This is a genomic window from Amycolatopsis sp. NPDC051102, assembly GCF_040682815.1.
Lineage (GTDB): Bacteria > Actinomycetota > Actinomycetes > Mycobacteriales > Pseudonocardiaceae > Amycolatopsis.
In genome coordinates, this window is sequence record NZ_JBFBBT010000019.1 from 130,654 (window position 1) to 144,885 (window position 14,232).

The following is a 14,232-nucleotide window of genomic DNA, read 5'->3' on the forward strand; positions in this document are numbered from 1 at the left end:
GAGTGGTAAGGCGAGTTAGAACTCGCCTTACCACTCACGAGGGGTCAGACGCGGGTGACGGTGAGCGAGTCGCCGGCTTCGAGCTCCGGGCTGTCGACGCGCACGGTGTCGCCGTCCCGGACCTCGCCCGACAGCAGCTCCTTCGCCAGCTTGTCGCCGATCGCCGACTGGACCAGCCGCCGCAGCGGCCGGGCGCCGTAGATCGGGTCGAAGCCGTTGAGCGCGAGCCACTCGCGGGCGCCGTCGGTGACGTCCAGGTTCAGCCGCCGCTGGGCCAGCCGCTTGGCGAGCCGGGCGATCTGGATGTCCACAATGGACGTCAGCTGCTCGGTGCCGAGCGAGTGGAACACGACGATGTCGTCGAGCCGGTTGAGGAACTCCGGCTTGAACTGCCGCTGCACCACCTCGAGCACCGCGTCCCGCCGCTGCCGCTCGTCGAGCCCGGGGTCGGCGATGGCCTGCGAGCCGAGGTTCGAGGTCAGGATCAGGATGGTGTTCCGGAAGTCCACCGTCCGGCCCTGGCCGTCGGTCAGCCGCCCGTCGTCGAGGACCTGCAGCAGCACGTCGAAGACGTCCGGGTGGGCCTTCTCCACCTCGTCGAGCAGCACCACCGAGTACGGGCGGCGCCGGACGGCCTCGGTGAGCTGGCCGCCCTGGTCGTAGCCGACGTACCCCGGCGGGGCACCGACCAGGCGCGCCACCGAGTGCTTCTCGGCGTACTCGCTCATGTCGATGCGCTGCATCGCGCGCTCGTCGTCGAACAGGAACTCGGCCAGCGCCTTGGCCAGCTCGGTCTTGCCGACGCCGGTCGGGCCGAGGAACAGGAACGAACCGGTCGGCCGGTCGGGGTCGGCGACGCCGGCCCGGCTGCGGCGGACGGCGTCCGCGACGACCTGCACGGCCTCGGCCTGCCCGATGACGCGCCGGGTCAGCTCCTCCTCCATCCGGAGCAGCTTGCCGGTCTCACCCTCCAGCAGCCGGCCCGCCGGGATGCCGGTCCACGCGCTGACCACGTCCGCGACGTCGTCCGCGCCGACCTCTTCCTTCAGCATGACGTTCTGCTGGCTGGCCTCGCTCGCCGCGGTGGCCGCCTCGAACTCCTTCTCCAGCGCCGGGATCCGGCCGTAGCGCAGCTCGGCGGCCTTGCCGAGGTCGCCGTCGCGCTCGGCGCGCTCCGACTCGCCGCGCAGCTGCTCGAGCTGCTCCTTGAGCTCGCGGACGCGCTCGATCGAGCCCTTCTCGTTCTGCCAGCGCGCGGTCAGCGCCGTCAGCGTCTCGCGCTTCTCGGCCAGCTCGGCCCGCAGGTTGTTGAGCCGCTCCTTCGACGCCGCGTCGCTCTCCTTGGCGAGCGCCATCTCCTCGATCTCCAGGCGACGGACGGCGCGCTCGACCTCGTCGATCTCCACCGGCCGCGAGTCGATCTCCATGCGGAGCTTCGACGCGGCCTCGTCGACCAGGTCGATCGCCTTGTCCGGCAGGAAGCGCGCGGTGATGTAGCGGTCGGACAGCGTCGCGGCGGCGACCAGCGCGGCGTCCGTGATCCGGACACCGTGGTGCACCTCGTAGCGCTCCTTCAGCCCGCGCAGGATCGCGATGGTGTCCTCCGGCGACGGCTCGCCGACGAGCACCTGCTGGAAGCGCCGCTCCAGGGCGGCGTCCTTCTCGATGTGCTGGCGGTACTCGTCGAGCGTGGTCGCGCCGACCATCCGCAGCTCGCCGCGGGCGAGCATCGGCTTGATCATGTTGCCCGCGTCCATCGCGCCCTCGCCGGTCGCGCCGGCGCCGACGATGGTGTGCAGCTCGTCGATGAAGGTGATGACCTCGCCCGCGGACTCGGTGATCTCCTTGAGCACGGCCTTCAGCCGCTCTTCGAACTCGCCGCGGTACTTCGCGCCGGCCACCATCGACCCGAGGTCGAGGGCGACGACGCGCTTGCCGCGCAGCGACTCGGGCACGTCCCCGGCGACGATGCGCTGGGCCAGCCCCTCGACGATGGCCGTCTTGCCGACGCCCGGCTCGCCGATCAGGACCGGGTTGTTCTTCGTGCGCCGCGACAGCACCTGCACGACGCGGCGGATCTCGGTGTCGCGGCCGATGACCGGGTCCAGCTCGCCGGCGCGGGCGCGCTCGGTGAGGTCGACGCCGTACTTCTCGAGCGCCTTGAACGTGCTTTCCGGGTCGGCGCTGGTGATCCGGGCGGAGCCGCGGACCTTGGCGAACGCCTCCTGCAGCGCGTCCGGCGTGGCGCCGTGGCGCTTGAGCAGGTCGGCGACCTGCCCGCCCTCGGTCGCGAGCCCGACGAGCAGGTGCTCGGTCGAGACGTACTCGTCGCCCAGCTCGGTGGCGAGCTTCTGGGCGCGCGTCAGCGACTTGACCGCGTAGGTGTCGAACTGCGGGCTCGACACGGTCGCGCCGGTCGCCGACGGCAGCGCCGCGATGAGCGGTTCGAGCTCCTTGTGCACCACCCCCGGGTCGGCCCCGACCGCGGTCAGCAGTGGTGCGGTGAGCCCCTCACCCTGCGCCAGCAGGGCGCCCAGCAGGTGGGCGGCCGACACGTGCGGGTTGCCGGCCATGGTGGCCGCCTGCGCCGCGGACGAGATCGCCTGCTGGGTCTTCGTGGTCGGGTTGAAAGCGTCCATCCCTCACCTCATGCTCGGTACTTCAGAAGTCCAGGTGACAGGCCCTGACCGTGCCTGACACTATCCCTAACGCAGGAAAACTTGAGTCTGTTCCGCTCAACTTCGACCGGGTGCGACGGCGCTCGCCGGCAACCGCGAACCGAGCATCCCGAGCCCGGCCACGGCCAAGCCCGCGCACGCCCCGACCAGCACCCAGGGTAACCAGTCGGCGACCGAGAACAACGAGACCACGGCGGGCGCCAGCACCTGCGCCACGGTGAACGCGTACTGGTACGCGGCGAGATAACGTCCGCGGGCGACCGGGGGTGCCGCGGCTTCGGCGAGCGCCCCCGACCGGGGCCCGAAGACCAGGTCGCCGGCGGCGAACACCAGCGTCGAGGCCAGCAGGTAGGCGACCTGCCAGCCGTCGGGCACCAGGAGCACGCCCAGGCTGACCACGCACCAGACGGAGAACAGCGCCGAACCGGCCCGCATCGCCGCGATCCGCGTCAACCGGGCGGTGAGCCGCAGCGCGAGCGTGCCGCCGACGCTGGTCACCACGGTGAGCAGGGCCAGGATCGCGCCCGGCAGCCAGGCCGGGCCGTGCAGCCGGTCGAGCACGAACACCGGCGTGCCGATCAGGAAGAAGTCCAGCGACAGCCCGAAGAGCCCGCTGAAGAGGATCAGCGCGAGGTAGGGCCGGTCGCGCAGGACCCGGACCGACCGTTCGCGGTCCTGCCGGTGCGGCCGCACGAGCCGGACGCTGACGACGAGGATCGACGCGGCCACGAAGAACGTCAGCGCGTCCACGGCGAGCGCGATGCGGTAGCCCGTGTCCCCGAGCCACGTCAGCAGCAGGCCCGCCGTCAGGCCGCCGAGGCCGAAGCAGGCGGCCCGCACCATCCCCGCCTCGGCGAACGGCCGATCCTTCGGGACGTCGCCCGCGACGTCGGCGATGAGCACGAACAGGGAGCTGTAGAACAGCTGCTGCCCGGCGGACAGCAGGACGGCGGCCGCCATCACCGGGCCCGCGCCGTCGGCGACGAGGTACGCGCCCGCGCCCGCGGCCTGCAGCAGCTGGGCGCCGACCACCACGGCGCGGGGCCCGACGCGGTCCACGAGCCGCCCGGCGAGCGGCGGGATGACGAGCCCTCCGACGGCACCGAGCGTGACGGCGGTGCCGGCCACCGCCAGCGGCATCCCGATCACCTGCGTCACGTAGACCAGTGCCAACGGGAGGAACAGACCTGAGCCGAAGTTGTCGATCCCCAGCGCGCACAGCAGTGCGACCCGGTCACGCGTCACCCACCGACGTTAACCCTGGGCAACGCTTTCAGGTCAGGACCGAACGGACACTTTCCGCAGGGTCCAAAGCCACTTCCGGTATGCCTTCCGGCCGCCCTGTCACTTGTTCGTGTCGGCCAGGCAGGCCGCGCTGCCGAGCGCGCGCCGGAGGTCGGCGTTCATCTCCGCGAGCCGCCCGGTGAGCTCGGTGACGCGCTCGTCGTCCCAGCCGCCGAGCGCCTTCTCCATGAACTCCAGGTAGTTGACGCGCCAGCGGGCGAGCTCGGCCCGGCCCTTCTCGGACACGCTCACCAGCGACGCCCGGCCGTCCTCGGGCGCGGGACGGCGGTCGACCAGCCCGGCGGCGGAGAGCTGGGTGATCTGCCTGCTCACGACCGAGAGGTCGACGAACCGGCGTTTCGCCAGCTCGGAGGGACGGGCCTCGCCGTTCTTCGCCAGGTCGGACAGCAGCATCGCGGCCGCCGGGTGCAGCCCGGGCTCGCTCTGCCAGGCCTGCATGACCCAGGCGTGCTGGAGCTGGGAAGCCGTCTTCAGTTCGCGCATGAGCTCGACGCGGACGTCGTCGTCGGTGTCGTCGAAGCCCATCGGACCCTCCTTTGGTTGTGCCATACAAGTTTATTGCCGGACACTTGCTCGCGACAACCATCTCCCCGGTGAGGTCGCCCACGCCTGACCGGGGCGGATACACCCGGTCGGAGCAACAATGCGGGCAAAAGGCTGCCTGCCCGCTACCCTGCGGACGGGCGGTACGCGAGGCGTATTCCAGTGACGTTGAGTGACGAGGTGGCAGCAGTGGCGAAGGACCCCGGAGGCGGTCCCCGACCCGTGAACAACCGCTCATGACAGCCGATTCCGTCAGCCCGTTCCCCCGGTCTTCGGCCCCGCGTGAAGCCCCCGCGGCCGTCACGGCGATGGTCCGGCTCATCCGGGACAGCTGGGCCAAGTCGGAGCCGTACATCGCGGACATCTCGCAGTTCTTCTACGGGATGCTGTTCACCCTCGCCCCGACCACGCGCGACTTCTTCCCGATCAACATGGAGATCCAGCGCGGCAGGCTGGTGCGCGCGCTGGTGCACATCGTGCAGATGGTCGACCGGCCCGACGACCTCGCGCCGTTCCTGCGCCAGCTGGGCCGCGACCACCGCAAGTTCGGCGTGGTGCCGCGGCACTACGAAGCGGTCGGCACCGCGCTGCTGGCGTCGCTGAAGAACCACCTCGGCCGCGAGTGGACGCCCGAGGTCGAACGGGCGTGGGCCGAGGCGTTCACCATCGCCGCCCGGGCCATGCAGGACGCGGCCGCGTCCGACACGAACCCGCCGTCGTGGTCGGCCACCGTGGTCGAGCACCGGCGGCTGACCTGGGACCTCGCCCTCGTGCGGCTGGTGCCGGACCAGCCCGTGCCGTACCACCCGGGCCAGTACGTGAGCGTCGAAGTGCCGCAGCGGCCGCGGCTGTGGCGCTACCTCTCGCCGGCCAACGCGCCGCGCGAGGACGGCGGCATCGAGTTCCACGTCCGCGCGATCGACGGCGGCTGGGTGTCCCGCGCCATCGTCAGCCACACGCAGCCCGGTGACGTCTGGCGGCTCGGGCCGCCGCTGGGCCGGATGACGGTCGACCGGGAGTCGTCGCGGGGCGTGCTGATGGTCGCCGGCGGGACGGGCGTCGCGCCGCTGCGGGCGATCCTCGACCACCTCGCGCTGTGGGGCGAGAACCCGAAGACGCACCTGTTCTACGGCGGGCCGGCGCGTGAGGACCTCTACGACCTCGAAGAGCTGCGCGCGCTCGCGGCCACCAACCCGTGGCTGCACATCACGCCGGTGGTGGAGCGCGGCGGCGACGTCCCGGGGTTCGAGCAGGGCACGCTCGCCGAAGCCGTCACGCGGTACGGCGCGTGGCCCGGCCACGACATCCTCGTGTCCGGCTCGCCGGCCATGATCCGCGCGACGGTGTCGCGCATGCTCGTCGCGGGCAGCGCGCTGGACCAGATCCAGTACGACCCGTTCACGATCGACTAGCGCACCGCGCGCGGGTCGCTCCCGCGCGCAATTTCGTTACGCCTCGGGAATCAGCAACGAGTAACGGATTTACCCGGCGGGCGTGATCATTTTTACCCTATGCCAGGCGGGGTTGACCGCACGTGGCCGAATTGCTCCGTTCGAGCGGGAACGCGCGGAATCACGCGCATCTGCACGGGAATTCGCCTACAGTCGGGAACCCTCGGGGGCGGCACCGCACAGCGACGCCGCGTGCACGGCATGAAAAGCCTTTGCAGGACTGGAGATTACCGTTCCCGATGAGTGCTGAATCCGTGAAGATCTCCGCAATGCCCGAACCGCTGCCCGTTTCGGCCGTGGAAGGTCGCGAACTGGCCCGGTTGATTCGTGAAAGCTTTGCAGCGATCGAACCGAAAGCCGACGAACTGGCGCAGTACTTCTACGGCGCGTTGTTCGTGGTCGCGCCCGATTGCCGCGATCTGTTCCCGGTCACCATGACGACCCAGCGCAGCCGGCTGCTGCGCGCGCTGGTGTACGTGGTGCAGATGGTCGACCGGCCCGACGAACTGGCCACCTTCCTCGGGCAGCTCGGCCGCGACCACCGGAAGTTCTCCGTCGTCTCGCGCCACTACGACGCCGTCGGCGTCGCGCTGATCGCCGCGTTGAAACGATTTCTGAAGGAAAAGTGGACGCCCGAGGTGGAATCCGCGTGGACCACGGCCTACGGGATCATCGCCAAGACGATGCGCGAGGCCGCGCAGGCCGAGACCGGGCCGGCCGCGTGGTCGGCGACCGTGCTGGAGCACCGGAAGCTCGCCCGCGACGTCGCGCTGGTGAAGGTGCGCACGGAGGGCCTGCTGCCGTACCGCTCGGGCGGGTACGTCAGCGTGGAAGTGCCGCAGCGGCCCCGGTTCTGGCGGTACTTCTCCCCGGCGAACGCTCCCCGCGGCGACGGCGAGCTCACCTTCCACGTGCGCGCGGTGCCCGGGGGCTGGGTCAGCGGCAGCATCGTCAACCACACGCGGCCGGGCGACGTCTGGCGCCTGGGGCCGTCGATGGGCGTGCTGACTGTGCGCCCGACCGCCGCGAAGCGCCGGTTGCTCATGATCGGCGGCGGCACCGGCATCACGCCGCTGCTGGCGATCCTCGACGACCTTTCGCGCTGGAAGCGGAACCCGCCGGTGCACCTGTTCTTCGGCGGCAAGCGGCCGGAGGACCTGTACGCGCTGGACGACCTCCGCCGGCTGGCGGCGACGTCGAAGTGGCTGACCGTCACCCCGGTCACCGAGGAGGGCGCGCTGGCCGGCGGCGACCGCGGCACGCTCGCCCACGCCGTGACCCAGCGCGGTTCGTGGGAGAACCACGACGTCCTCGTTTCCGGTTCGCCGCCGATGATCCAGGCGACCGTCGCGAAGCTGCTGGCGAAGGGGATCGATCTGGAACGAATATCGTACGACCCGTTCACCCAGGACTGAGGTTTGTCCGTAATGCGCTGAGAGACTCTCAGCGATCGGGCGCCGAACCGGCGGATTGTCGCTATCTTCACCGATATGGAGATGACTATTCCGGTTTCGGACGGCACGATCGGTGGCTACCTGGCGGAACCCGCGGGCGCCGGACCGCATCCGGGGGTGGTGCTCATCCACGACGCGTTCGGGCTGAGCCAGGACACGAAAACCATCACCGACCGCTTCGCCCGCGAGGGATATCTGGCGCTGAGCCCGGACCTGTATTCCCGCGGCGGCATGCGCCGCTGCGTGCGGCGGGTGTTCTCGGACATGTTCGCGAACCAGGGGCGCACGTTCGACGACATCGTGGCCGCCCGCACCCTGCTGACCGAGCGAGCGGACTGCTCGGGCCGGGTCGGCATCGCCGGGTTCTGCATGGGCGGCGGCTTCGCGCTCGTCGCGGCGTCACGCGGCTTCGAGGCGTCAGCGCCGTACTACGGGCAGCTGCCGAAGAACCTGTCGGTGCTGGACGACGCCTGCCCGATCGTCGCCAGCTTCGGGAAGAAGGACTTCGGCCTGCGCGGCGCCGCGGCGAAGCTCGAGACGGCGCTCACCGAGCGCGGCATCCCGCACGACGTCAAGGAGTACCCGGACGCGAGCCACGGGTTCGCCAACAAGATCGACACCGCGGCACCGGTGAACCTGCTGCTCAAGGTGGTCGGCTTCACCTACCACCACGAATCGGCGGAGGACGCGTGGCGCCGGGTGACGGCGTTCTTCGGCGAACACCTGCAGCAGCCGGCCCGACCTTCGCACTGAGCCGAGCGGAGCAGCGAATTCGTCGAACGGCGGTAGTTCGTTGACCGTTGTGCCCGAATCCTCTTATGGTCTAGACCACATCTTCCCCGGATGTGCTCGTTCGTCCTTCCCGGCGGAACGACGCTGTTCCCCTTCGAGGAGCCGAAATGACCTGGAAACGAAAGCTCTTCGCGGCCGCGGCCGGTGCCCTGCTCGCACCGGTGCTGGTCGTCGTCCTCCCCGCCACCAGCGCGAGTGCCCACGGATACGTGTCGGATCCGCCCAGCCGGCAGGCCAACTGCGCGGCCGGAAAGGTCCCCAACTGCGGCGAAATCATCTACGAACCGCAGAGCGTCGAAGGCCCGAAGGGGCTGCGCAGCTGCAACGCCGGTCTGTCCCAGTTCGCCGAGCTGGCCGACGAGTCGAAGCCGTGGCCGGCGAAGTCGGTGGGCACGACGGTGACGTTCAACTGGGTCTTCACCGCCCGGCACTCGACGTTGAGCTACGAGTACTACGTGGGCAACACCCGCGTCGCGGTGTTCAACGGCAACAACCAGCAGCCGCCGTCGACGCTGTCGCACACGGTGAACCTGGCCGGGTACTCGGGCCGGATCAAGGTGCTGGCCATCTGGAACATCGCGGACACGGCCAACGCGTTCTACAGCTGCATCGACCTGCAGGTGGGCGGGGGCGGCACCACCACCCCGCCGCCGCCGACCACCACGACGCCCGCGCCCCCGACCACGACGACCCCGCCGCCGCCCACCACCACGACGACCACCCCGCCCACGGGCGGCACCTGGGCGGCGGGCACGGCGTACAAGGCGGGCGACGTGGTGACGTACGGCGGCGCGAGCTACCGCTGCCTCCAGGCGCACACGGCGATCGCGGGCTGGGAGCCGCCGAACACCCCGGCGCTGTGGCAGCGCCAGTGAGGTTGGTCCTGGCCGTCGTCGCGCTGCTGCTGACCGGCTGCGCGACGACGGCCGCTCCTTCGTACAACGCGGCCGACGTGATGTTCCTGCAGATGCTGATCCCCCAGAACGAGCAGGGGGTGGAGATCGTCCGGCTCGCCGCGGCCCGCCCCCTGCCGGCGTCGGTGAAGGAACTGGCGGCGGCGATCGAGGTGACGCAGCAGACCGAGGTGACGGACATGCGCCGCTGGCTCCGCGAGTGGGACCAGCCGGCGGCGATGGACACGAACCCCCAGGCCCACGCGGGCCACGGCGGCATGAAGATGACGTCGCCGGACCTGGTGGGAGCACTGCAGTCGGCGCCGGACAGCGAGTTCACCCGCCGGTTCCTGGACGTGCTGACGGGCCAGCAGCAGGGAGCGGTCGAGCTGGCCCAGACGGAGAACGGTCCGGGCGGCGGGGTGAACGCCCAGGCCCGCGACCTGGCCCGGCGGGTGATCGAGTCCCGGACGGCGGAGGTCAAGCAGCTGCTGAACGTCAAGACGTAACCCGCGGCGGTGAGCAGCCGGGAGGGACTGCGCACGCAAGAGGGCCTCCCCGGTCGCCCGGGGAGGCCCTCGTCGTTCAAGTCGTCAGCGGCGCTTGGGGCGCCAGACCACCAACGCCGTCTGCTGGTTGAGCGGGACCAGGTCCCGGCGATAGGACGCGTGCGCCGCCGCCGCGGCCTGTTCCGCCGCCATGTACGCCGCGGTCAGTTCTTCCGTCAGCTCGGTTATCCGGGCGCGGAGCGCGTCGACCTGGTTCTCCAGCTCGATGATGCGCTTGATGCCCGCCAGGTTGACGCCATCCTCCTGCGACAGGCGCTGGACCTCGCGCAGCAGCGCGATGTCCCGCATCGAGTAGCGCCGGCCGCCGCCGGCGGTGCGGCCCGGCGAGACCAGGCCCTGCCGGTCGTACGTGCGCAACGTCTGCGCGTGCATCCCGGCGAGCTGGGCCGCCACCGAGATGACGAACACCGGGGTCTCCTCGTCCCCTTCCTGGGGAATCCCGCCGAACACCACTCTCACCTACCTTGCAGCAGCTCGGTGATCTCGGGCCGGGGGTCGTGCCCGGCCATCGCCTCGGCGTACGCCTGCAGTGCCTCGCGCGCCTTGTCGTCCAGTTTGGCGGGAATCGCCGCCTGGAGGGTGACGAGCAGGTCACCTTGCGAACCGTCACGCTTGGCGATGCCCTTGCCGCGCACGCGCAGCACCCGTCCGCTCGCCGTGCCCGGCGGCACCTTGAGCGAGACCTTGGCCTCCAGCGTCGGCACCGTGATCGTGGTGCCGAGCGTCAGCTCCGTGAAGTCCACCGGCACGGTGATCGTCAGGTCGAGGCCCTTGCGCCCGAACAGCGGGTGCGGGGCCACGTGCACCCGGACGTACAGGTCACCGGCCTGCGCGCCGCCCCGACCCGGTTCGCCCTGGCCGGCCAGCCGGATGCGCTGGTCGTCGTCGACGCCCGGCGGGATCCGGACGGTCAGCGTGCGGGTCCGCGTGCTGATGCCTTCGCCGCCGCACTCCGGGCACGGGTCGTCGATGATCGTCCCGCGGCCGCGGCAGTCGCGGCACGGCTCCGAAAACGCGAACGCGCCCTGGCTGCGGCTGACCAGCCCCGAACCGGAACACGTCGGGCAGGTCCGCGGCGACGTGCCCGGCCGCGCACCGTTGCCGCTGCACGTCGCACAGGTCGCCGGGCTCGACAGCCGCAGCGGCAGGGTCGCGCCCTTGACCGCCTCGGTGAAGTCGATCCGGACGTCCGTCTCGACGTCGGCACCGCGCTGCGGCCGGTTCGCCGTCGCGCCCGCCGACGTCCGGCCGCGGCCGAACAGGCCGCCGAGGATGTCGCCGAGCCCGCCGAAACCGCCCTGCTGACCGGCGCCGGCCTGGCCGAAGATGTCGCCCATGTCGAAGCTGCCGGTGCCACTTCCGCTTCCGGGGAAGTTGAAGCCGCCCGCACCGCCGAACAGGCGCCGCGCCTCGTCGTACTCCTTGCGCTTGCTCGCGTCGGAGAGCACGCCGTAGGCCTCGGAGACCGCCTTGAACTTCTGCTCCGCCTGCGCGTTGCCGGCGTTCGCGTCCGGGTGGTTCTCCTTGGCCAGCTTCCGGTAGGCCTTCTTGATTTCGTCAGCGGTGGCGTCGGAGGAGACGCCCAGCTCACGGTAGAAGTCCTTGCCGATCCATTCCCGTGCACTCATCGGGCGTCTCCTCCTTCCACTGGGTTTCTCTTACTGCTGCTGCTCATCGACTCCGCCGTCGAGTGGCAGCTCGCCACCCACGGACGGGTCCCCTTGGGCCGCGCCGGGCTCGTGGTCGGTCACGCCGACCAGCGCCGCCCGCAGTACGCGGTCCCCGAAGCGGTACCCGCGGCGCATGACCACGGTGACCGTCGGGCCCGCCACGTCCGGCGAGGTGTTGTGCTGCACGGCCTCGTGCACGCTCGGGTCGAAGGGCTCGCCCTCGGTACCGAACGATTCCAGGCCCGCGCGCTGCAGGCCGCTGATCAGCTTGTCACCGACGGCCTTGAACGCGCCGGTGAGGTCACCGTGCTGCTCGGCCCGCTCGAGGTCGTCGAGCAGCGGCAGCAGGTCGTTCACCACGGTCGCCTTCGCGCCGATCACGACCGCTTCGCGGTCACGCTCGACCCGCTTGCGGTAGTTGGCGTACTCGGCCTGCAGGCGCTGGAGGTCGGCGGTGCGCTCCGACAGCTCCTTCTCCACGTCGGAGACGACCGACACCGAATCGTCCATAATGGACTCACCCAGCGAGGGCCCCGCGTGTTCGACGGGCGCCTCGTCGGGTTCCGGCGCGGCGTGGGCCGGACCGGGCGGGCGAACCTGCCCGGTCTGGGGGTCCACCCGACGTCGGTCACGCACGACCACCGGCTCCTCGGGGCCTCGGCCCTGGTTCTCGGATTCGTCGTAGCTGTGGGTCACTTCTTCTCGTCCTCTTCGACGATCTCGGCGTCCACCACGTCATCGGCCTTGGCCTGGCCGCCGGCCGCACCGGCGTCCCCGGCCGCACCCGCACCCGCACCGCCCGCGGCACCGGCCGCGGCGTCGGCGTTCGCGTTGGCGTACAGGGCGGTGCCCAGTTCCTGCGAAGCGGCGTTCAGCTTCTCGATCGCCTCGCGGATCTTGGTCGAGTCCGTGCCCTTCAGCGACTCGTTGGCCTCGTCGATCGCGGACTTGACCTTGCCCTTGAGGTCCTCGGGCAGCTTGTCGTCGTTGTCCTTGACGAACTTTTCGGTCTGGTAGACCAGCGTCTCCGCCTGGTTGCGGGTCTCCGCTTCCTCGCGGCGCTTCTTGTCTTCCTCGGCGTGGGCCTCGGCGTCCTTGACCATGCGCTCGATGTCGTCCTTCGGCAGCGCGGAGCCACCGGTGATCGTCATCGACTGTTCCTTGTTCGTGCCCAGGTCCTTCGCGGTCACGTGCACGATGCCGTTGGCGTCGATGTCGAAGGTGACCTCGATCTGCGGCACGCCACGCGGGGCAGGCGGGAGACCGGTCAGCTCGAACATGCCGAGCTTCTTGTTGTGCGCGGCGATCTCGCGCTCACCCTGGAACACCTGGATCTGCACCGACGGCTGGTTGTCGTCCGCGGTGGAGAAGATCTCCGAGCGCTTGGTCGGGATCGTGGTGTTGCGCTCGATGAGCTTGGTGAACACGCCACCCTTGGTCTCGATGCCGAGCGACAGCGGGGTCACGTCCAGCAGCAGGACGTCCTTGACCTCGCCCTTCAGCACCCCGGCCTGCAGCGCCGCGCCGACGGCGACGACCTCGTCCGGGTTCACGCCCTTGTTCGGCTCGCGGCCGCCGGTCAGCTCCTTGACCAGTTCGGCGACGGCCGGCATGCGGGTGGAACCACCCACGAGCACGACGTGGTCGATGTCGCCGACGGAGATGCCCGCGTCGCGGATGACGTTGTTGAACGGCGCCTTGGTGCGGTCGAGCAGGTCCGAAGTGATCTTCTGGAACTCGGCGCGCGAGAGCGTCTCGTCGAGGAACAGCGGGTTCTTGTCCGCGTCCACGGTGATGTACGGCAGGTTGATGCTGGCCGAGTTCGAGCTGGACAGCTCGATCTTCGCCTTCTCCGCCGCCTCGCGGATGCGCTGCAGCGCCATCTTGTCCTTGGTCAGGTCGATGCCGTTCGTGGCCTTGAACTTGTCGACCAGCCACTTGACGATGCGCTCGTCCCAGTCGTCACCACCGAGGTGGTTGTCACCGGAGGTGGCGCGGACCTCGACGACGCCCTCACCGATTTCCAGCAGCGAGACGTCGAAGGTGCCACCACCGAGGTCGAAGACCAGGATGGTCTGCTCTTTTTCGCCCTTGTCCAGCCCGTACGCCAGCGCGGCGGCGGTCGGCTCGTTGACGATGCGGAGCACGTTCAGGCCGGCGATCTGCCCGGCTTCCTTGGTGGCCTGCCGCTGGGCGTCCTCGAAGTACGCCGGGACGGTGATGACCGCGTCGGTGATCGTCTCGCCCAGGTACGCCTCGGCGTCGCGCTTCAGCTTCATCAGCACGCGCGCGCTGATTTCCTGGGAGGTGTAGTTCTTCCCGTCGATCTCGGTCTTCCAGTCGGTGCCGATGTGCCGCTTCACGGACCGGATCGTCCGGTCGACGTTCGTGACGGCCTGGTTCTTCGCCGGCTGACCGGTCAGCACTTCGCCGTTCTTGGCGAAGGCGACGATCGACGGGGTGGTCCGGGAGCCTTCCGAGTTGGCGATGACCGTCGGCTCGCCGCCCTCAAGGACGGCGACGACCGAGTTGGTCGTGCCGAGGTCGATGCCGACCGCTCGCGCCATGGTGCTTCCTCCTGTTTACGGCTGCTATGTTCGTGACCTGCAGGTTCATGCTCGCCTTGAGCGAGGCCCTGGCAAGTTTTATCGGGCCTTCGCGCACCTCGTCAAGCCGGACTTGAGTCGACTGCGCTCAACCTCTGTACCCAGCCTAACGAGGCGGTGGGGGTTCTTGTTCCCGGGTCCGGCTCCCGAGTGGGCCCGGATCGGCTGTGACGCCGATCACCCGAAGGTGCAGAGCCCGGGCAACCGCCCGCGACCAGCAGCGCAGCCGCTGCGGGCACGCCGCCCGCGACCTGGGAGCGCCGCGGGAACG

The 14,232-nt window shown here is 70.2% G+C and carries 12 protein-coding genes; 5 read left to right on the top strand and 7 right to left on the bottom strand.

Annotated features, from left to right (window positions below):
• Positions 1–44: 44 nt before the first annotated feature.
• From clpB to AB0M93_RS37085, 3 genes are all read right to left on the bottom strand, one after another.
• On the bottom strand, positions 45–2,639 hold the full coding sequence (gene clpB / locus AB0M93_RS37075; protein WP_364282888.1) for an ATP-dependent chaperone ClpB: 2,595 nt from the start codon (positions 2,637–2,639) through the stop codon (positions 45–47).
• Positions 2,640–2,735: 96 nt separating this feature from the next.
• The gene (locus AB0M93_RS37080; protein WP_364282890.1) at positions 2,736–3,923 is read right to left on the bottom strand and encodes an MFS transporter; all 1,188 of its coding nucleotides are present in this window, start codon (positions 3,921–3,923) and stop codon (positions 2,736–2,738) included.
• A gap of 99 nt (positions 3,924–4,022) precedes the next feature.
• On the bottom strand, positions 4,023–4,508 hold the full coding sequence (locus AB0M93_RS37085) for a MarR family winged helix-turn-helix transcriptional regulator (protein WP_364282893.1): 486 nt from the start codon (positions 4,506–4,508) through the stop codon (positions 4,023–4,025).
• Positions 4,509–4,762: 254 nt separating this feature from the next.
• Here AB0M93_RS37085 and AB0M93_RS37090 point away from each other — a divergent pair, with 254 nt between their 5' ends.
• The 5 genes from AB0M93_RS37090 to AB0M93_RS37110 all read left to right on the top strand — a co-directional run bounded on the left by AB0M93_RS37090 (position 4,763) and on the right by AB0M93_RS37110 (position 9,625).
• The gene (locus tag AB0M93_RS37090; RefSeq protein WP_364282896.1) at positions 4,763–5,938 is read left to right on the top strand and encodes a globin domain-containing protein; all 1,176 of its coding nucleotides are present in this window, start codon (positions 4,763–4,765) and stop codon (positions 5,936–5,938) included.
• A 308-nt stretch (positions 5,939–6,246) separates the two neighbouring features.
• Positions 6,247–7,392 carry a globin domain-containing protein gene (locus AB0M93_RS37095; protein ID WP_364282898.1) on the top strand — a complete coding sequence of 382 codons (1,146 nt, stop codon included), beginning with the start codon at positions 6,247–6,249 and terminating at the stop codon, positions 7,390–7,392.
• A gap of 75 nt (positions 7,393–7,467) precedes the next feature.
• Complete coding sequence (locus AB0M93_RS37100; RefSeq protein ID WP_364282900.1) at positions 7,468–8,184, top strand: dienelactone hydrolase family protein; 717 nt, start codon at positions 7,468–7,470, stop codon at positions 8,182–8,184.
• Between the two features lie 146 nt (positions 8,185–8,330).
• Positions 8,331–9,098, top strand: a complete 768-nt coding sequence (locus AB0M93_RS37105) for a lytic polysaccharide monooxygenase (protein WP_364282903.1) — start codon at positions 8,331–8,333, stop codon at positions 9,096–9,098.
• Entirely contained in the window at positions 9,095–9,625 is a 531-nt protein-coding gene (locus AB0M93_RS37110) for a DUF305 domain-containing protein (RefSeq protein ID WP_364282906.1), read from the top strand. The genes AB0M93_RS37105 and AB0M93_RS37110 overlap by 4 nt, the downstream gene beginning before the upstream one ends.
• Positions 9,626–9,709: 84 nt before the next feature.
• Here the strand turns inward: AB0M93_RS37110 and AB0M93_RS37115 are convergent, their stop codons facing one another.
• From AB0M93_RS37115 to dnaK, 4 genes are read right to left on the bottom strand one after another with little or no spacing between them, the layout of a single operon-like run.
• Positions 9,710–10,135 carry a helix-turn-helix transcriptional regulator gene (locus AB0M93_RS37115; protein ID WP_364282909.1) on the bottom strand — a complete coding sequence of 142 codons (426 nt, stop codon included), beginning with the start codon at positions 10,133–10,135 and terminating at the stop codon, positions 9,710–9,712.
• Between the two features lie 5 nt (positions 10,136–10,140).
• Positions 10,141–11,313: a molecular chaperone DnaJ gene (gene dnaJ / locus AB0M93_RS37120; protein WP_364282912.1), complete on the bottom strand. Its 1,173-nt coding sequence runs from the start codon at positions 11,311–11,313 to the stop codon at positions 10,141–10,143.
• A 30-nt stretch (positions 11,314–11,343) separates the two neighbouring features.
• Positions 11,344–12,051 carry a nucleotide exchange factor GrpE gene (grpE, locus tag AB0M93_RS37125; RefSeq protein WP_364282915.1) on the bottom strand — a complete coding sequence of 236 codons (708 nt, stop codon included), beginning with the start codon at positions 12,049–12,051 and terminating at the stop codon, positions 11,344–11,346.
• Positions 12,048–13,922: a molecular chaperone DnaK gene (gene dnaK, locus AB0M93_RS37130; RefSeq protein WP_364282917.1), complete on the bottom strand. Its 1,875-nt coding sequence runs from the start codon at positions 13,920–13,922 to the stop codon at positions 12,048–12,050. The genes grpE and dnaK overlap by 4 nt, the downstream gene beginning before the upstream one ends.
• Between the last annotated feature and the right edge of the window lie 310 nt (positions 13,923–14,232).